Source organism: Clostridium sp., from assembly GCF_036646415.1.
Classification (GTDB): domain Bacteria; phylum Bacillota; class Clostridia; order Clostridiales; family Clostridiaceae; genus Clostridium_J.
This window is the reverse complement of sequence record NZ_JAVXMF010000022.1, coordinates 1-18,366: the sequence shown is the minus strand read 5'-3', so window position 1 is coordinate 18,366 and position 18,366 is coordinate 1. Positions and strand designations below refer to the sequence as shown.

The 18,366-nt window shown below is 30.8% G+C and carries 18 protein-coding genes and 1 riboswitch; of the genes, 13 read left to right on the top strand and 5 right to left on the bottom strand.

From position 1 onward, the window contains the following. Nucleotides 1–103: 103 nt before the first annotated feature. Genes RSD37_RS13185 through RSD37_RS13175 form a run of 3 tightly spaced genes read right to left on the bottom strand, consistent with a single transcriptional unit; the run spans nucleotide 104 to nucleotide 3,316 of the window. Entirely contained in the window at nucleotides 104–1,264 is a 1,161-nt protein-coding gene (locus RSD37_RS13185) for an ABC transporter permease (protein ID WP_346947209.1), read from the bottom strand. Further along, entirely contained in the window at nucleotides 1,251–2,366 is a 1,116-nt protein-coding gene (locus tag RSD37_RS13180; protein ID WP_346947208.1) for an ABC transporter permease, read from the bottom strand. Before RSD37_RS13180 ends, RSD37_RS13185 begins: the two co-directional genes overlap by 14 nt. Before the next feature lie 17 nt (nucleotides 2,367–2,383). Then, a complete protein-coding gene (locus tag RSD37_RS13175) occupies nucleotides 2,384–3,316 on the bottom strand; it encodes an ABC transporter ATP-binding protein (protein WP_346947207.1) in 933 nt (310 codons plus the stop codon). A 269-nt stretch (nucleotides 3,317–3,585) separates the two neighbouring features. On the opposite strand from RSD37_RS13175, the gene RSD37_RS13170 reads away from it, so the two are divergent. The 4 genes from RSD37_RS13170 (at nucleotide 3,586) to RSD37_RS13155 (ending at nucleotide 8,086) form a co-directional block, all read left to right on the top strand. Continuing rightward, on the top strand, nucleotides 3,586–4,644 hold the full coding sequence (locus RSD37_RS13170) for a histidine kinase (RefSeq protein WP_346947206.1): 1,059 nt from the start codon (nucleotides 3,586–3,588) through the stop codon (nucleotides 4,642–4,644). A 185-nt stretch (nucleotides 4,645–4,829) separates the two neighbouring features. Next, nucleotides 4,830–5,465, top strand: coding sequence for a response regulator transcription factor (locus RSD37_RS13165; RefSeq protein ID WP_346947205.1), 636 nt, complete (start codon nucleotides 4,830–4,832; stop codon nucleotides 5,463–5,465). A gap of 431 nt (nucleotides 5,466–5,896) precedes the next feature. After that, nucleotides 5,897–6,562 carry a hydrolase gene (locus RSD37_RS13160; RefSeq protein ID WP_346947204.1) on the top strand — a complete coding sequence of 222 codons (666 nt, stop codon included), beginning with the start codon at nucleotides 5,897–5,899 and terminating at the stop codon, nucleotides 6,560–6,562. A 345-nt stretch (nucleotides 6,563–6,907) separates the two neighbouring features. Beyond that, on the top strand, nucleotides 6,908–8,086 hold the full coding sequence (locus RSD37_RS13155) for a BRCT domain-containing protein (RefSeq protein ID WP_346947203.1): 1,179 nt from the start codon (nucleotides 6,908–6,910) through the stop codon (nucleotides 8,084–8,086). 82 nt (nucleotides 8,087–8,168) lie between these two features. Here RSD37_RS13155 and RSD37_RS13150 read toward each other — a convergent pair whose 3' ends face one another. Next, the gene (locus RSD37_RS13150; RefSeq protein ID WP_346947202.1) at nucleotides 8,169–8,909 is read right to left on the bottom strand and encodes a TIGR03915 family putative DNA repair protein; all 741 of its coding nucleotides are present in this window, start codon (nucleotides 8,907–8,909) and stop codon (nucleotides 8,169–8,171) included. Between the two features lie 97 nt (nucleotides 8,910–9,006). Beyond that, complete coding sequence (locus tag RSD37_RS13145; RefSeq protein ID WP_346947201.1) at nucleotides 9,007–10,401, bottom strand: putative DNA modification/repair radical SAM protein; 1,395 nt, start codon at nucleotides 10,399–10,401, stop codon at nucleotides 9,007–9,009. Between the two features lie 390 nt (nucleotides 10,402–10,791). On the opposite strand from RSD37_RS13145, the gene RSD37_RS13140 reads away from it, so the two are divergent. From RSD37_RS13140 to RSD37_RS13100, 9 genes are all read left to right on the top strand, one after another. Beyond that, nucleotides 10,792–11,115 (top strand): hypothetical protein, encoded by a 324-nt coding sequence (locus RSD37_RS13140; protein ID WP_346947200.1) that lies wholly within the window; start codon nucleotides 10,792–10,794, stop codon nucleotides 11,113–11,115. Between the two features lie 129 nt (nucleotides 11,116–11,244). Then, on the top strand, nucleotides 11,245–11,490 hold the full coding sequence (locus RSD37_RS13135) for a hypothetical protein (RefSeq protein ID WP_346947199.1): 246 nt from the start codon (nucleotides 11,245–11,247) through the stop codon (nucleotides 11,488–11,490). Nucleotides 11,491–11,820: 330 nt separating this feature from the next. Beyond that, on the top strand, nucleotides 11,821–12,705 hold the full coding sequence (locus tag RSD37_RS13130; protein ID WP_346947198.1) for a LysR family transcriptional regulator: 885 nt from the start codon (nucleotides 11,821–11,823) through the stop codon (nucleotides 12,703–12,705). Between the two features lie 355 nt (nucleotides 12,706–13,060). Further along, entirely contained in the window at nucleotides 13,061–13,618 is a 558-nt protein-coding gene (gene folE / locus RSD37_RS13125; protein ID WP_346947197.1) for a GTP cyclohydrolase I FolE, read from the top strand. Between the two features lie 13 nt (nucleotides 13,619–13,631). Further along, nucleotides 13,632–14,105 carry an HD domain-containing protein gene (locus RSD37_RS13120; protein ID WP_346947196.1) on the top strand — a complete coding sequence of 158 codons (474 nt, stop codon included), beginning with the start codon at nucleotides 13,632–13,634 and terminating at the stop codon, nucleotides 14,103–14,105. A gap of 16 nt (nucleotides 14,106–14,121) precedes the next feature. After that, nucleotides 14,122–14,931 (top strand): dihydropteroate synthase, encoded by an 810-nt coding sequence (folP, locus tag RSD37_RS13115; protein WP_346947195.1) that lies wholly within the window; start codon nucleotides 14,122–14,124, stop codon nucleotides 14,929–14,931. 9 nt (nucleotides 14,932–14,940) lie between these two features. Next, the gene (gene folK, locus RSD37_RS13110) at nucleotides 14,941–15,762 is read left to right on the top strand and encodes a 2-amino-4-hydroxy-6-hydroxymethyldihydropteridine diphosphokinase (RefSeq protein ID WP_346947194.1); all 822 of its coding nucleotides are present in this window, start codon (nucleotides 14,941–14,943) and stop codon (nucleotides 15,760–15,762) included. Between the two features lie 55 nt (nucleotides 15,763–15,817). After that, a riboswitch (purine riboswitch) is annotated at nucleotides 15,818–15,919 on the top strand. Nucleotides 15,920–15,983: 64 nt separating this feature from the next. Next, entirely contained in the window at nucleotides 15,984–17,285 is a 1,302-nt protein-coding gene (locus RSD37_RS13105; RefSeq protein ID WP_346947193.1) for an NCS2 family permease, read from the top strand. Nucleotides 17,286–17,536: 251 nt separating this feature from the next. After that, a complete protein-coding gene (locus tag RSD37_RS13100) occupies nucleotides 17,537–18,178 on the top strand; it encodes an SIMPL domain-containing protein (RefSeq protein ID WP_346947192.1) in 642 nt (213 codons plus the stop codon). Nucleotides 18,179–18,366: the final 188 nt, after the last annotated feature.

Sequence of the window (18,366 nt, the reverse complement as noted above, 5' to 3'; positions counted from 1 at the left end):
CATATGTTTTCAGATTATGTAATAAATTTACATAAAAGATATGAAAAAGACCTAAGATATATTAGATGAATCTTAGGTCTTTTTATCTGTTGCTTATATTTAATTAGTATTTAGTTCTCTTTTGCTTAATAACCACTAGTGCTATACCTAGAAAGGCTGCAGCAAAGGCTAGTAAAATGATCATCTCAAATAATATTGGAGCTATAGTTTCCTTGTTGAAAACTGATAAAGTACCAATTTTGTCATTTACTTTTATAAACCAATAAACTGGATTTACTATTGCAATATTTTTTACGGTTTCACTGAGTAGACTTTGAGGAACAAAGGCACCACCAAGAAAACAACCACCAAGGGCAACACAGTTTGAAATTGGCTTTATTGAAGTTTTAGATGCTAAGTTTCCTATTAAAAAACTTAGAGATAAGCACGTTATAGTAAATACTAGGGAATTTATGCTATAAAGTAATCCACTTACAGTAAACATATCTCCTTTATACATTATTATTGAGAGAGCAATGAACAAGGCCCAAGTTATAAGAGATAATGAGATATTCCCAAGAAATATTTGCATGCTAAATCTATTTGGTTTTATAGGTGAGCATAGGTTTATTCTTTTAATATCTGAAGAATTAAATATATTTGAAGTTATTGAAATTCCAAGTATTAATATACTAATTAAAGCATATGAAAGATAATTAAAATAATAATTAATTTTACTTTTATAATTATTTTTACCTTCACCGGTTAGGTTAACTTTGGTATTAATAGATAAATCATCATTAACAAGGTTATTAATTTCTTCCCAGTTTGTATATTGCATACTATCCGAATACAACTTTGAGGTAGTTAGATAGTTATTTACCATATTTTTTACAAAGATTCCACTTGAGGAATCAGGAATATTTTGAGTTTTTAAATTAAGAGGGGTTTCCGTTATAAACATATTTCCAAAACCTTCTGGAATAGTTATAATAACTTCTGCTTGCCTAAAGAATAAAGCGTCCTTTATTCCTTCCTCGTCAGTTTGTATTTCTACAAGTTTTGAATTTTCTCCAATGTATTTTTCGAGGTTTTGAGAAAGGGGTGAAGTATCCTTATTTATAACTACTACCCTACATTTTGAAGTTTCAAAGGAAGGCTCCATTGCAGCTCCACCCATATTTGAGAATAGTACCGTTATAACTGTAAAGATTGCTACATAAATTAATAATGATGCAAGGGCACTTTTTCGTACAATCTTAAAATACTGTTTAAATACTTGCATATTTTTGCCTCCTTAATACAACATAGGTAATAATTCCAAATGTAACTCCCAAGAAAGCTAATATACTTAAATTTATAAAATATCTATTAAAGGTATCATAATAATATAGGGAATAGAATCCATCTGTAATTAGGTTTGCTGGATTTATATATGCCATAATAGGAAACTTACTTTGTATGATGTATTTAACATCAGTGGACATCATTCCAGAGAAAAAGCATCCAATCATTATGATTCCATTTAAAATAGCATCTTTAGTACTTGCCTTTTTATTTACAAGAGAACTTATCATAGTACCAAGGGTAAGGCCTGTAAAGCAGCTGACAAAGCAAAGTAGAATTACAAATCCAAGTGAATTACCAAAGTCAACCTTTAATATCTGAGATATATACAATATAACTAATAGTGTGTTTGTAAAATGAAGTAATAGGCTGGCACTTATTGTAGCTAAAAAAACTTTTATTTTATTTGCTGGTGCCACGTTGATTCTAGCTGCTCTTTGTGATTGATTTGCCTGTATATTTATAACGTCGGTGCAACCTAGATTAGCGCTAAGAAGACAAGTCATTGAGAGGAGAGCATAGAAGAAAATTACAACTGCATTTGTTGAGGTGCCTATGTCCTCATCTTTAGTATAGTCCTTATAGATTTCCATGTTTTCTATAAAATCACCAGTGATTAAATTTGGATTTTTACTCATTATATTTGTGATAGTAGCATTTTTTTCACTGAAGCTATCCACAAAAGTTTTAATTATTGATTCATTGATACCAGATTTTGTAACGGTTATATCAATTTTATTTCCAAAGGTTATATAACCTGAAATTTCACCCTTTGCAAGTAGGTCTTCTGCCTTAGATTTTTCTGTGTTCTTTATAATAAATAGGTCACTTTCATTTATTGCTGTACTAAATTCTTCAGTCATATTACTAGTGTTTACAAGAGCAATATTAACTTTTTCAAATGATTCTCCAGAAAGAACATTTGTGAAGGCTAGATAAAAAAATGTGGCAAGGATTATTGGAAACATTAAAGACCAAAAGAAACCTTCTTTATCCTTAAACTTACACTTTAATTGATATTTGAAAATATGCCAAAACATACTATACTCCTCCTTTACTAATCTCTAAGCTTCTTACCGGTAATTTCCAAAAATACGTCGTTTAAAGTAGGTAGCTCTGAATAAATCTTTCCATAGCTTATTTTATTTTCTCCCACATAGTTAATAACTTCTCCAAGACTGCTATGTCCACTTTTTGTTCTAACAGTTAGCAGATTTTCCTTATAGTCTATGTCAGTCACATTAGGAAATGATTTAATACTTTCAAGGTGAGTATTACTTAAGTTGTAGGCTTCAACAACTATTTTTTCACCAAGAGAAATCATAGATTTAAGTTCTTCTTTAGTACCCCTTGCAATAATTTTACCATTGTCCATGATAGCTATTGAAGTACAAAGCTGCTCAATCTCTTCCATATAGTGAGATGTGTAAATAATAGTTGATCCTTCTTGGTTTAATTTTTTAATTCCTTCTAAAATGTGGTTTCTACTTTGTGGGTCTACAGCAACTGTTGGTTCATCAAGAATAATTAACTTTGGTTTATGAGCAATTCCACAAGCTATATTTAATCTTCTAAGAAGTCCACCACTTAATTTCTTTGGTGTAAACTTTTTATAATCGGAAAGTCCAACAAAGTCTATTGCTTCTTCTACAAGGGCCCTTCTCTTACTTTTATTTGTTATATATAAACCACAGAAATAATCAACATTTTCATATACTGTAAGGTCATCGAAAACAGCTACATTTTGCATTACTATACCAATGTCCTTTTTAACATTGTAGGTTGTAGGTGTCATTTCTTGTCCAAAAATTTCAATGGTTCCTTTATCATATTTAAGTAATGATAACATGCAATTTATTGTGGTAGTTTTTCCAGAGCCATTAGGACCTAGAAGCCCAAATATTTCTCCTTGCTTAATATTTAAATTTAGATGATCTATAGCGATTAAATCTCCATATCTTTTTACTAAGTTCTCTATTTTAACAACCATGATAATACCTCTCTTTTTTTTTATTCTATATTTATATTATAGTGGAAGAATTTCTCATATGTAAGTGTTAGATGTCATAACTTAAATATGACATTTGTCAGGTTATAATTTATTCATTAAATATCAATGTATTTTCGTTTTAACATAGCTAGAAATTTATGAAACTTCATCTCTGCATTCCAAGGCGTAAATTACACTGATTAATTCATAGAATTGGAGTATCACTTATGATAGTATATATCTATAATATTAGATGAAAGGAGATATAAATGAATAATATTTTAAATAAAGTTATACTCCTAGTAGGATCTACAACTATGGTTTTAACAAATAATTCTATTGAGAAAGCTATTATACCTACTTTAATAGCAGTGGCAATGACTAGCTTTCTAGAGTATTTTAATAGAGATAAGCTAAACGTCACTGCTTTTTTGATATACTGTATAATTTGCGTATTTTATCCTGAGTTTCTCATTATGATACCAGTTATAATATATGATATAAGCTTTTCAAAAAACAAATACATAGGGACTATAACTTTAATTCCCTATGTAATAAATGTAAGTTTATATTCCCTTGAAATAAGTCTTATTATTGCTGCTTTAATTATTGTGGGAATCATATTAAAGTTTAAAGCGATTCAATATGAAAGGCTACATAGTGATTTTATAAAGAAGAGGGATGACTTAACAGAGCTTTCCATGGTTCTTGAGGAAAAGATTAAAGAGCTAGTAGATAAACAGGATTCTGAGGTTAGTTTAGCTACATTAGATGAAAGAAATCGGATTGCCCGTGAAATTCACGATAGTGTAGGCCATCTTTTAACGAGTTCAATTTTGCAAATTGGAGCAACCATGGCGTTGACCAAAGAGGAAACTACAAAAGAGTTACTTGGAAATATTAAAACCACTTTAGATGAAGGAATGAACTCTATTAGAAGCAGTATTCACAACATTCATGAAGACTCAATTGATTTATATATGCAACTTTCAAATCTAATTCAGGAATTTACCTTTTGCCAAGGAACACTAAACTATGAGTTTTCTTCAAATCTTGATATAAAGGTTAAGTATTCTATTATTGCCATTGTTAAAGAGGCACTATCAAATGTGATAAAGCATTCAAATGCAACAGCACTATCTATTAGTCTGTATGAGCATCCTAAGTTATATCAGGTAATTATTATGGACAACGGAACAAAGAAAAGTATGAGCATAGATAATGGAATGGGTCTTGAAAATATTCGAAATCGTGTAGATAGTTTAAATGGAATTGTAAATTTCAATAATAGTAATGGATTTAAAATATTTATATCTTTTATGAAGTGATGATAAGGAATCAGTCTTGCCAATATTAAACACGTTGTAAATCTTAAGTGAAACTTATTCCAGCGAATGTGGTTTATTTAATCATTGAAGGTTCTATTTACAAAAAATGCTGAAATAAAATATATTAATACTACATTAACTTATATAAAGATAATAATTTTTAGGTAAAGGTAGGGATTATAGATATGAAAATAATTATTATAGATGATGATAAACTTATTGCAACATCCCTTAAAACTATAATAGAGATGTCTAGCGATATAAAGGTGTTGGCACTAGGATATAGTGGGGAAGAGGCAATAAAGCTTTATGATGAATATAAGCCAGACATAATACTTATGGATATTCGTATGGGTGGAATCACAGGAATGGAAGCGGCAAAGGAAATTTTGAAATCTCATAAAGAAGGGAAAATATTATTTCTTACTACATTTGAGGATGATGAGTATATAATAACTGCACTAAAAATTGGAGCCAAGGGATATATTCTAAAACAACATTTTGAAGGAATTGTTCCAGCTTTGAAGGCAGTAAAACTTGGACAAAGTGTTTTTGGTGAGGAAATTGTATCAAAGATACCAACAATACTAAGTATGAACAGGGATAAGAAGGATTTATCAAAATATGATTTAATAGGTAAGGAAATCGAAATAATTACACTAGTTTCTCAGGGGCTTTCAAATAAGGAAATAGCATCAAATTTGTTTCTAAGTGAAGGTACTATTAGAAATTATGTAAGTGTTATTTTAGAAAAACTAAGACTTAGAGATCGAACACAGCTAGCAATATTTTATTTCAATAACATGAAAGGCAAGAATTAGAACTTAAACTGAATAGTTAAAATCAGAAAAGTTTATTTAGTAGAAATTATAGGCATAAGACTTTGAAATAATTTCAAAATTTACATGTAATTTATAAGCGATTTGTATGTGCAAAATAAAGGTAGGTATTAGGAGTAAAATATGTTGTTTAATATATATGATTGAAGGGAAAAATAAGTTGTTGAAAAAACATAAATTATATGATTTAATATCATATGTATTGTTTGAATAATAAAGTGCATCCTAATAGGAAATAAGCAATTAAAAGAAATTTTAATCTAATTTTAGAAGTTATTCTAGTAATCATTTTAATGCTTTTTATATAGGAAACAGGATAAAACCCTATAAGTATAGGTTAATAAATATATTATTGGAATAAGTAATTTAAATGGTACAAAGAGAATAGTGTGTAAATTAGAAGGAGAAGTCTTATGGAAAAGTATGTGCCAGAATTTAAAGGCCTATTAAGAAGTCATATGATCGAATTACCTAAAGTTATTAGGGATGCCAGTGGAATTATTATTTTTGGGAAAAGGATTAAATCATTAGTATTTACAACAGATGTAGCAGTAATAAGAAATACTAATGCTGATGCAGTTATTGCAGTATATCCATTCACTCCTCAACCAAGAATAACTGAAGCTTTATTATTAGCATCTGACATTCCAGTATTTTGTGGTGTTGGAGGTTCGATTACTACAGGAAAAAGAGTTATTAATTTAGCTTTGGATGCTGAATTTAAAGGTGCTATGGGAGTTGTAGTTAATGCATCTATAGCAAATGAAGTAATTAAAGGTATGAGAAAAACAATAGATTTGCCAATAGTAGTTACAGTTGTTTCAAAACATGATGATATAGATGGAAGAATAGAATCAGGTGCTACAATACTAAATGTATCTGGCGGAAAAGAAACAGCAAATATTGTGAGAACTATAAGAATGAAATACCCACAAGTTCCAATCATAGCAACGGGAGGACCTACCACAGAAAGCATACGTGAAACTATAGCAGCAGGTGCTAATGCTATTACATATACACCACAAAGTACTAGTGAAATATTGAATGAAATAATGATTAGTCATAGAAGTAAATATTAGCAATATATTTTCAGTTATTTAAATCATATAAAAATATTAATTATGACCGCTCAGTTTATGGGTGATCATAATTTTTTTATATATTAGATTTAATAATAAACTAGCTAAAATCTTGAGAAGTTAAAGCTATTTCTAAATCACTGGAATATAGTTTCTGTTTATTGAAATTAGATGGAGAGAGAATAATGAGGGAGTTAAATATAAAGGTAAGGGTAACATAAACAATAATTGCATATGGGTAATAGGATGAACTTAAGGTATAAGTATGATAAAATAAAATAAGTTTTAATAAAATACAATTAATCTACTACTAAAATTTAATAAAGTCAGCATGGAGGCATAAATATGATAAGTCCTAAAAGAGAATGGATAACATTCCAGTCAATAGAATACAAATTAGAAAAGTTAAGGGAATGGAAGCTAATATCTTCAAAAGCAGTTGAAATAAAAACACTATATTATAAAGGGAATTACATAGACAAGCATATAGAATGTGATGTAGTTGGATTTGTTGATGACAATGAAATAATTTTACATATAAATGGAGAACTGCATAGCATACACCCAGATTATTTATTAGATATGCAAAACAAGAGTTTTTCAAGATATTTAGATCACAGTGAAGAAACTACTGAAATAACCTTACCTAAGGCAAATAAGGAATCTAAGAAGCAGCATAAAAAAACAGATAAGAAAGAAAATTTTATTATAATTGATATAGAAACTCCACATAGCTTCATGGCTCAAGATGGAATAAGGGAAGTAGCAGCTGTGGTTGTGGAAGATTATAAAGTTGTAGACAGCTTACATTTAGCTATTATTAATAATAAAGAAAAATATAAGAGTGGATATGGATCTGGACTCGAAGCTATAGAAGAGAATGCTGAATTAAAGAACCAGTTTAAGGAGCTAATAGCTAAATATAAATACCCACTAGTTGCACATAATGCTAGTTTCGATAAAAAATTTTTAGTATATTGGAATTGGGTGGATGATAGCACGAAATTTTATTGCAGCATGAATACTATTAAATCAAAGGTTAAGCTTGATAGTTATAAGCTAGTAGAACTTCTAAAATACTATGATATAAAGGGAGATCAAACCCATACAGCAATGCAAGATGTACTGGACTTATTAGAATTGTTAAAGGTTGTAAAACCCGAAAAGTGGAGTGCTTTAGGAGCAACTTCTAGTAGTAATATTAGAAAAACAAGAAACTATGAGGTAGATAAGGAAAAACGTGCAGAGGAAAAATTAAGATTAGAGGCTGCAAAAGGTAATATAATAGAGAACATATTTGAAAGTAAAAAGTTAGTATTTACAGGAGATATGTCAAGAAGTAGATGTGAAATGATGGAGATGGCTATACATTATGGTGCAGTTATAGCTAGTAGTGTAAGTAAGAAGACGGATATGATTATTGTGGGTACCGAGCCTGGAAAAAGTAAACTTGCTAAGGCTGAAGAGTTAGGAATAAAAACACTTATGGAGAAGGAATTCTTGGATTTAATAAATAAGAGATAAGTGTAATCTTAAATGCTATGTTCTAATAAACTGTTGAAGTTCTTATCAACACTCACTTAGAACATAGCATTAACTTTAAAACCTACTTTATTTCAGTTAAATGTTTCCAGTATCTAGTAGGCATCATTCTATTTCTTAGTTTGGGGTTTTCTCTTTCCTTAATATTAACTGATTCATAAAATTGTTTCCATAAATCTTCAAAGTTATCATCTATAGAAGAGGTTTCAAGGGCTTCTCCTTGTTCCTTAGAAAGGGGAGATATAACACTTTCACTTTTGTTGTAGATAATAGCTAACTCTCTTTTAATATCATGGATTATAAAGTTTTGGTCAGAAAATCTCATAGTAAAATGTGAAGATATTACAGGTAGGATGTTATGGTCAGGCTCTATAGCGCCATAGAAAGTAAAGGGTGCAATTTCCTTAAATCTTACAAAGCCTGTGAACCTATGACCTTCTAGTGACACCCTTCTACAATATTTATCCACTAGAATGATTAAGTCATTATTTTTGGCTAGGTTTATGTCATCACCATACTTATAGCAGAGTTTTATATATTTAAGGATTAAATCCTCACAGTTATATAAGTCACTTAAATAAATATAGTATACATTTCTTAAGGTGCTATGGCTCAGTTTATCTTTTATGCTATAATACACCCTATTGAATTTATCCTCTTCAGTTGTTATTTCTTTAACTTGGGTAATTAAGCTAGGTATATAATTGGATATCTTTGTGATTATAGTATCTTCCTTAGAACCATAGCAATAAAAAATAGTAGTTAAAAGTCCTTCAAAAGACCCATCATATAAATATTCTTTCATGGTTACATCCTCCTAAGTAAGAATCCTAATTTTTTTGATTTGTTGTAGGAACTTGCTTCTTCAAATAAAATAACAAGGCATTTCAATAGATTGATTTTTACAATTCCCCAGTAAAAGAGGTACCTTTATCATTTAATAATAGGGTTTTATCTAAAGAGTTAAAATCATCCTTAGAAGCACTGAGTAAAAGTTTTTTATTAGGTGAAGTTGGGAATAAGTCTAGAGATTTATTAAGATTTAGGGAATCAAAGAAGCTAAGCTGCTCATTGCCATCATCAAGATAGTTTAAATCAATTTTAGGCTTTAGGGCTGATCTTACTTTATCTTCATCTAAATCTACAGAACCATAATACTTTCCTTTACACACTACAAAATACTGAGCTCTCTTTAAAACTACCCCTAGCTTTTTTAAGTCATTAAAATCTAGAAAGCTAACTTTTCTTGCACTCATGATTTTTTTTGCTCCTTGAACTCCAATGCCAGGTATTCTAATCAAGGTTTCATAGGGAGCTATATTAATCTCCACAGGGAAGAGATTAATATTATTTAAAGCCCAATTGGTTTTTGGATCAAAGTTAATATCAAAATTAGGGCTTTTGTCATTAAGCAACTCCTCAGACCTAAATCCATAGACACGAAGGAGCCAATCTCCTTGGTAAAGTCTATGTTCCCGTAAAGTTGGTGGGGATTTAAGGTCGGGAAGATTCTTTCCACTATTCACAGGTACATAAGCTGAGTAATAAACTCTTTTTAAAGAAAAGTTATCATAAAGGTTCTCACTAAGGGTTAGTATATTAAGGTCACTTTCTTTAGTTGCTCCAACAATTAGCTGAGTACTTTGACCGCCAGGCACGAAGATGGGAGCTGTTTTAGAAAGTCTTCTTTCAGAATTACTAACTATAATATTGTTTTTTATGGACTTCATAGGAGAAAATATATCAGTTTTATTTTTCTCGGGAGCTAAAAGTTTAAGGGATTCATCAGAGGGAAGTTCTAGATTTACACTCATTCTATCTACCAGATTACCTGCTCTTTGGATTAAAGCATCATCAGCTCCAGGAATTGCTTTAAGATGAATATAACCATGGAAATTGTGCTTAGTTCTAAGATTTTCAACAACAGAGGTCAACATTTCCATGGTGTGGTTTGGATTTTTTATAACAGCAGAGCTCAAGAATAATCCCTCTATATAATTTCTTCTATAAAAATTCATGGTTAAGTTTACTACTTCATCCACGGTAAAGGCAGCCCTTTCCACATCATTTGATCTTCTATTAATACAATAGGCACAATCGTATATACAATAATTTGTAAGTAAAATCTTTAGTAGGGATATACATCTTCCATCTGGAGTAAAGGAGTGGCAGATACCACTAGAAGCAGCAGAACCTAAGGAACCTTTAACAGCCTTTCGATTTGAACCAGAGGAAGAACAAGACACATCATATTTAGCAGCTCCACTCAATATCCTTAATTTTTCACTTAATTCCAATTTAATCACCTTCTATTTTAGATGTTTTTTAGTATATATAGAATGAATATAAAGATAGGAAACTTATCACAATTAATAAAAGACACCAATAGTAATTTATTTTATCTTATGAATACCTTCTCTAACAATCATACTAGAACTTATGTTCGTAGTCAATGAAAATGAAGATTAAAGTTGTTAATTATAAAGAAATAACTGGTATACATAATAAATCATAAATTATTTCAATAATATAATGATTCATGGAGTAGTTTACAGTAGGAAATATATCTTAGAGAGGATTACTATATAGTACAAAAATAAACTTTTATTTGCATAAGGATTTAAGTGTGACCAATATATAATGAATTACATAGTATATAAAATATAGTAATAATATATGAGGTACACATGTCAAATTGTGATTGGGAAAGGTTCACTGGTAATTGTGATTGGGAAACAGATTCAGAACATTGCTGCAATGAAGAAAATGTAATCGCGGATAGGTGTGATTCTGATAGAAGAGGTATAAGGCTTTTAGTTTTAATATTAATACTTTTATATTGTCAAAGCAATCAATCAAATTCAGAATACTTAAAGTGTACAAATAGTCAATTAATAAATCATATACTATGTATTAATAACCAATTGTTGTGTAACATTTTATGTATTGCAAATAATTTGGTGTGCAGTCAAATGGAGTGTTGTAAAACAGGGTATACGAGGAGCAGATAGGAACAGTTTTAAAAGCTGTTCTTTTTTCTATAGGTTATTAAAAATTTAGTACTATGTTGCCTTTGTATTTACCATAGGATATAGTATAATGGGATAACATATAGGAATGTACTTATGAGGAGGATTTCAATGAAGTATAATGAAACAGAAATTAAAGATAATATATTAAACTACCTTTATGAATGTAGAGAGTCATCACCACAAAGTATGACAAAAATAAGACTTGCAGTTAACCTAAGGGATACTAGCAAGGGAGATATGAGAACATTAAAATCTTGTCTTGAAGGGTTACATAAAAAGGGCTTTATAAACAAGCAAGTTGATAGAGGAAACTATAAGATTGAACAAAAGGGAATAGAGCATATAGAAGGATAATACTTATATGAGAGTAAAGCATCAGGGCTTCCTGGTGCTTTGTTTTTATGTATAGGAATATTAAAAGTTGCAAAAACATAATTATTAATTATATAAAACTTTATCGTATAAGATGGTTTGTTACAATAAGCATAGATTTAAAGGGGGATGCCTATGTCTTTAAAGAGAACTGTAGAAGTTACTTGCCCAATAGGTATTTAAATTGAAAGCAATGGTATTGAGATTTTAATTTATATAATTATAATGATAGATATAAGATAAAAATAGGAGAGGAAAACCTTTGATTTTATATTCCTATTAATAACGTCTTAAATTAGGAGGACATTTATAATGACCATACGACATTTAGAGATTTTTATAACTGTTGCTAATTGTGGAAAAATGAGGCTTGCAGCAGAACAATTATTTATATCCCAGCCTTCCGTTAGCCAAGCAATCCGTGATATTGAAAGTTACTACGGTATTAAGGTGTTTGAGAGGCTGTCTAAAAAGCTATATATCACTGAAAATGGCGAGCGACTTCTGAAATACGCCCGTCATATTGTAGATTTGTTTAAAGCAATGGAAATTGACATAAAGAATGCAGGTGAGAATGTCTGCCTACGCATTGGTGGCACTGTAACGGTTGGTACCTGTCTTTTATGCCCTATTATTGAGCAGTTTGAGAAGGAGAACCCTGGTGCTTCTGCAAAGGCTATAGTTAACAATACTACTATTATTGAGAATATGTTACTAAACAGCACCTTGGATTTGGCAATTATAGAGGGAGAAACACTGAGTTCGGATATAATAAAAATACCAATTTACCAAGATGAACTGGTGCTAGTCTGTGGATCAAACCACCCATTTGCTTCAGCAAAAGAAATTTCTATTGAAAAATTAGAGGGTCAAGACGTTATTGCTCGTGAACAGGGAAGTCGTGACCGTAATATTTTTGAACAATTGTTAAAAGAACAGGAAATTTCCGTTAATATGAAGTGGAGCTGTACAAATACTGAGGCTATCAAGAATGCGGTAATGGCTGGACAAGGTCTAGCTATAATATCTAATCTTATGATTACAGAGGAGTTAAAGTCCGGCAAATTGAACATAGTTGATATTCAAGGTATTAACACTACTCGTGATATTTGTCTGGTGTACCATAAAAATAAGTTTATATCCGAATATATGAATAGATTTTTAGAAATTTGCCAGAATTTTAAATTATCCTTTTAAAGTTTCTGTATTTATAATAGAAGTGAGCTAAAGAAAGACAGATAATAAAAGTGGTGAAAATACAACAAAATGTACAAATAATTGAAATAGGTAGTCCTTCAATTTCATGATGGTCTACCTTATTTTTAGTGGTAAAATATATAATATAGTTTTAAATTAATCATAGACACTATATTCATTAGTATTGTGGCACAATTTGTATGTAAAAATGGGTAATGAAAGTATTGAGTAGGACTTTTTAAATGATATAATAAAGTTAGTAATTATAGGTGATTTTAGAGTTTAGAAAACCTCTGTAACTTTAGAGAGTTAAAGTGGCAGAGATAGCTAGCTTATAAAGTGGAGGAATATAAAAATGGTAAATAAAGAGAAGATAATTGAAGGAGTTAAGCTTATATTAGAGGCTATAGGCGAGGATCAAAATAGAGAAGGGCTTCTTGAAACTCCAGAAAGAATTGCAAGAATGTATGAGGAAATATTTTCAGGTATAGGAAAAACAGCAGAGGAGCATTTGTCTAAGACTTTTCAAGTAGACAGAAATGATTTAGTTTTAGAAAAGGATATAACCTTTTTCTCAATGTGTGAACATCATCTAGTACCTTTCTATGGTAAAGTACACATTGCATATATACCAAATGGAAGAGTAGCTGGTCTTTCAAAACTTGCAAGAACTGTGGAGATTTATGCAAAGAAGCCACAACTTCAAGAAAAATTAACTGCAGAGATTGCAGATTCAATGATGGGATACTTGCATCCAGAAGGAGTCATGGTACTTATAGAGGCAGAGCATATGTGTATGACTATGAGAGGCGTTAAAAAACCAGGGACAAAGACATTAACTACTACATATAGAGGGGTTTTTGAAAAAGATTATGAACTAAGAAGAGAAGTTCTAACCTTAATTAATCAGTAGAGGAGTGTTATCCTTGGAGAAGGTTAATGGTATACTAAATAACAAAACTTATAGAGAGTATTTAAATATATTGAAGGATTTAGAGGAAGATAGAGTTTTTTGTAAACATAATATGGAACACTTTCTTGATGTTGCAAGAATAGCTTACATAAAAGTATTGGAAGAGGGGTTAGATTACTCAAAGGATATCATATATGGAACTGCTTTATTACATGATATAGGAAGAGTTTTAGAATATAAAGAGAAAATACCTCATCATAAGGGAAGTGTAATTTTATCTAAAGAAATTTTAGCTGAAACAGATTACTCAAAGAAAGATGTAGAAATTATTTTAAGAGCTATAGAAAATCATAGGGGAGAAGCCCAGGATGAACTTTCTAAAATAATTTGTAAAAGTGATAAACTTTCTAGAAACTGTTTTAATTGTAACTCAGAAAAGGATTGTTACTGGAGCAAAGAGAAAAAGAATTTTATTATTAATTATTAAATGGAGGTTGTGTGTAATGAGAATAGGGAACAAAGAGTTTATTATGGGTGAAAGAACTTATGTTATGGGAATACTTAATGTAACTCCTGATTCATTTTCGGACGGTGGGAAATTTGATAGAGTTGAATTAGCACTAAAGCATGCAGAAGAGCTAATTAATGCTGGGGCAGATATAATTGATGTTGGAGGAGAATCCACTAGACCTAGTTCTGAACCAGTTGAGGTAGATGAGGAAATTAATAGAGTTATACCTGTAATTAAGGCTATAAAAGAGAAATTTCATATTCCAGTTTCTATTGATACATATAAGGCAAGAACTGCTGAAGAAGCTATAAAGGTAGGAGCAGATATTATAAATGATGTATGGGGATTTAAGAAGGACAAGGCTATGGCTAAGGTTGCAGCAAAGTATGGTGTTCCATGTATTTTAATGCATAACAGAGAAAATATTCCTTACAATAATTTAATGGAAGATGTTTTAGGGGATTTAGTGGAAAGTATAAACTTAGCACTAGATGCAGGGGTTAAAGAAGAAAATATTGTCTTAGATCCAGGTATAGGTTTCGCTAAAACTTACGAAGAAAACTTAATTGTAATGAATAATCTAGAAAAAATTAGAAATTTAGGATATCCAGTTTTATTAGGTACTTCAAAAAAATCTATGATAGGTCTTACTTTAGATTTGCCTGTTAATGCAAGAGTTGAAGGAACATTAGCAACAACTGTTGTTGGAATAATGAAGGGCTGTGAATTTATAAGAGTTCATGATGTTTTAGAAAATAAGAGAGTATGCTTAATGACAGATAAAATATTAAAAGCAAAATAGGAGAGTAATATGGATAAAATATATCTAAAGAACGTAGAAATATTTGCAAATCATGGTGTGTTTACAGAAGAAAAAACACTAGGTCAAAAGTTTATTTTAGACCTAGAATTAACTTTAAGCCTTGAAGAAGCAGGAAAAACAGGTGATTTAAATAAATCAGTTCATTATGGTGAGCTTTGTCATGGAATAGAGAAGGTCTTTACAGAAAAGTCCTATGATTTAATAGAAATGGCAGCGGAAAAAGTTGCAGAGTTTACATTAGTTAATTATCCAATAGTTGAAAATGTTAAGGTAACTCTTAAAAAGCCTTGGGCACCTATAGGAAGACATTTAGATTATGCAGCTGTTGAAATAGAAAGAGGTTGGCATGAAGCTTTTATTGCTATAGGAAGTAACATAGGAAATAAGGAGAAGAATCTTAATGAGGCAATTGAGAAAATTGGTAACTACAAAGAAATAAATGTAGAGAGGATATCTTCATTCATTGTAACAGAGCCTTGGGGATATACAGATCAAGAAGAGTTTTTAAATGGAGTGTTAAAGGTAACAACCTTGCTTTCACCAAAGGATTTAATAAGAAAATTATTAACTATTGAGGCGGATATGAAAAGAGAAAGAGTAATTAGATGGGGTCCTAGAATAATTGATCTAGATGTGATTTTTTATGATGATTTAATATCTGAGGATGAAGAGATTGTATTACCTCATCCAAGAATGGAGGAGAGGGATTTTGTATTGAAACCCCTTAATGAAATTGCGCCTAATAAGATACATCCTTTACTTAAAAAGAGAGTATTTACATTGTTTCAAGAAAGTCAGTTGAAAAAATAAATATGGACAAAATGTTAAATGTGTACTATTATATATTTAATTTGATTAAACATAATTTAATAAGTAATTGAACTATCGTATAGAGTTGATAATATGGATCAACAGTTTCTACCAAATCGCCTTAAATGATTTGACTACGATAATTAAGGAATTATTCTCATTTATTTTATTTTCCTATGCGATAAGTATTAATTACAAAGACAACATAGGAGGATATACATATGAAATTCATTTCAAATTATTTTCAATTTGAAGATAATAATACCAATTTTAAAACAGAGATAGCAGGTGGATTAACCACATTTTTAACTATGGCATACGTTTTATTCGTTATTCCAGAGGTTTTATCACAAGTAGGAATGCCTCAGGGCAGCGTGTTTGTTGCCACAGCGTTGGCATCATCAATAGGAACCTTCATCATGGGTGCACTAGCTAAATTCCCAATGGTTTTAGCTCCAGGTATGGGTCTTAATGCCTTTTTTGCCTTTGGAGTATGCATAGGTATGGACATTCCTTGGGAAGTTGCTTTAGCTGGGGTTTTAGTATCCGGTATAGCTTTTGTATTAATTTCAGTTACTGGAATAAGAGAGATGGTTATAAAAGCCATACCTAATAATTTGAAATTTGCAGTAACAGCAGGAATAGGTTTATTTATAGCGTTTATAGGACTAAAAAATGCAGGAATCGTTGTGGCAGATGAGGCAACCTTTGTTGCATTGGGTAATTTAACAGATAAAACAGTATTACTTTCAATATTTGGACTAGCTGCCATTGCTATATTAATGGCAAGGGGAGTAAAGACAGCAATATTTTTAGGAATAGTATCAACAGTTGCTGTGGGAATGGTCTTTGGAATTGTAGATGTACCAACAGCAGTTATTTCAATGCCTCCATCAGTTGCACCAACCTTAGGAGTAGCTATTAAACACTTAAAGGATGTATTTACTCCACAAATGATTATGGTTATATTTACCTTTCTTTTCATGGATTTCTTTGATACAGCAGGAACTTTAGTTGCAGTAGGATCTAAGGTGGGATTATTAAGGGAAGATGGTTCAGTTAAAAATGGTTCTAAGGCTCTACTGGCAGACTCCGTTGCAACTTGTGTAGGCGCAGTATTTGGAACAACAAACACTACATCTTGCATGGAGTCTTTATCAGGAATATCTGTTGGAGCTAAAACAGGATTTTCAAGCGTGGTAGTAGCAGGATTGTTTTTAGTATCATTATTCTTCTCACCATTATTATCAGTAATAACTTCACAGGTAACTGCCCCAGCTTTAGTAATTGTAGGATCTTTACTATGTAGTTCCCTGGCTGAAATAGATTGGAATTTAGTGGAATATGCAATTCCAAGCTTTTTAATAATGATATTAATGCCTTTAACCTATAGCATAGGAGAAGGAATAGCCTTTGGATTTATAGCTTATGTAATATTAATGTTTTGCAAAGGAAAACGTAAGGAAGTACATCCTGTTATGTATGGATTAGGCGTATTATTTTTATCTTATTTTATAATGTAGATAGTAAAGACTTCATATATATAAAGCATTAGTATTTGCTAAAATATACCCTATAGAGTAGACAGTTTTAAAAATCTATTCTATAGGGTATTTTTATATTAGGCATTATTTAAAGGTACAGCTAATAGATTTATACTATAGAGTTCTATTAAATAAGCAAAGGCTATATTTTAGTATATTGTTGGAATTGGATTATACATAACCAACATCTATTTGAAATAGAACCTAAGTGAGAATAAGGGGGAAATAGTATGGATGATAGATTAATAAGGGTTAATGGACAGGGAAATATATCAGTACCACCAGACACAATTCAAGTTGACATGGTACTTATAACAGTAAAACCTACTTATGAAGAAGCTATAAAGGCTGCAGGTATGGCACTAGAACAGTTGAGAAATTGTTTAAAGGAAGTAGGTTTTGAGAAGGAAGACATGAAGACTGCTGACTTTAGAGTTAACACCAAGTATGAAACTGTAAAAGATATGAATGATAACTATAAGAGAGTATTTGTTGGGTATGAAGTTACTAATCACTTAAAAATTGAGTTTGAACAAAATAGTATTAAACTAGGAAGGGTACTTAATGCACTTTCTAATTGCGATGCAACACCTGAGTTCTCAATTCGTTATATGCTTAAGGATGACACTGAAGTTAATGATATTCTTTTGAGATATGCAATAAACGATGCAAAGGAAAAGGCAAAGGTTATGGCAGAAGCGGCAGGAGTGAGATTGGGGAAGGTGATTAACATAGATTATAGTGGGAGTGAATTTCCACTTTACAAGAATAGTGGGATGTTTGTCATGGCAGATAGCTCAAAGATTGATTTAGAGCCAGCAAATTTAGAATTGAAAGCTACGGTTACCGTTGTTTGGAGAATTGAAAGTTAACCTATAAATATATGGACTGAAGTGTTGTTATTAACCTGTTTTACAATATAAGTATAGAAATTAATTCATGTAGGAAAAGCATTAGTATTGAGCTTACTAATGCTTTTTTATGTGCGCCCAGCATGGGTGCAATGAGGGCACTGAAAAAGTAGTCTTAAACTAAATTTATACAATGAAACCATTAAAAA

Coding starts and splice junctions, on each gene's coding strand:
- RSD37_RS13185 (WP_346947209.1), bottom strand. CDS start 1,264: ATGCAAGTATTTAAACAGTATTTTAAGATTGTACGAAAAAGTGCCCTT.
- RSD37_RS13180 (WP_346947208.1), bottom strand. CDS start 2,366: ATGTTTTGGCATATTTTCAAATATCAATTAAAGTGTAAGTTTAAGGAT.
- RSD37_RS13175 (WP_346947207.1), bottom strand. CDS start 3,316: ATGGTTGTTAAAATAGAGAACTTAGTAAAAAGATATGGAGATTTAATC.
- RSD37_RS13170 (WP_346947206.1), top strand. CDS start 3,586: ATGAATAATATTTTAAATAAAGTTATACTCCTAGTAGGATCTACAACT.
- RSD37_RS13165 (WP_346947205.1), top strand. CDS start 4,830: ATGAAAATAATTATTATAGATGATGATAAACTTATTGCAACATCCCTT.
- RSD37_RS13160 (WP_346947204.1), top strand. CDS start 5,897: ATGGAAAAGTATGTGCCAGAATTTAAAGGCCTATTAAGAAGTCATATG.
- RSD37_RS13155 (WP_346947203.1), top strand. CDS start 6,908: ATGATAAGTCCTAAAAGAGAATGGATAACATTCCAGTCAATAGAATAC.
- RSD37_RS13150 (WP_346947202.1), bottom strand. CDS start 8,909: ATGAAAGAATATTTATATGATGGGTCTTTTGAAGGACTTTTAACTACT.
- RSD37_RS13140 (WP_346947200.1), top strand. CDS start 10,792: ATGTCAAATTGTGATTGGGAAAGGTTCACTGGTAATTGTGATTGGGAA.
- RSD37_RS13135 (WP_346947199.1), top strand. CDS start 11,245: ATGAAGTATAATGAAACAGAAATTAAAGATAATATATTAAACTACCTT.
- RSD37_RS13130 (WP_346947198.1), top strand. CDS start 11,821: ATGACCATACGACATTTAGAGATTTTTATAACTGTTGCTAATTGTGGA.
- folE (WP_346947197.1), top strand. CDS start 13,061: ATGGTAAATAAAGAGAAGATAATTGAAGGAGTTAAGCTTATATTAGAG.
- folP (WP_346947195.1), top strand. CDS start 14,122: ATGAGAATAGGGAACAAAGAGTTTATTATGGGTGAAAGAACTTATGTT.
- folK (WP_346947194.1), top strand. CDS start 14,941: ATGGATAAAATATATCTAAAGAACGTAGAAATATTTGCAAATCATGGT.
- RSD37_RS13105 (WP_346947193.1), top strand. CDS start 15,984: ATGAAATTCATTTCAAATTATTTTCAATTTGAAGATAATAATACCAAT.
- RSD37_RS13100 (WP_346947192.1), top strand. CDS start 17,537: ATGGATGATAGATTAATAAGGGTTAATGGACAGGGAAATATATCAGTA.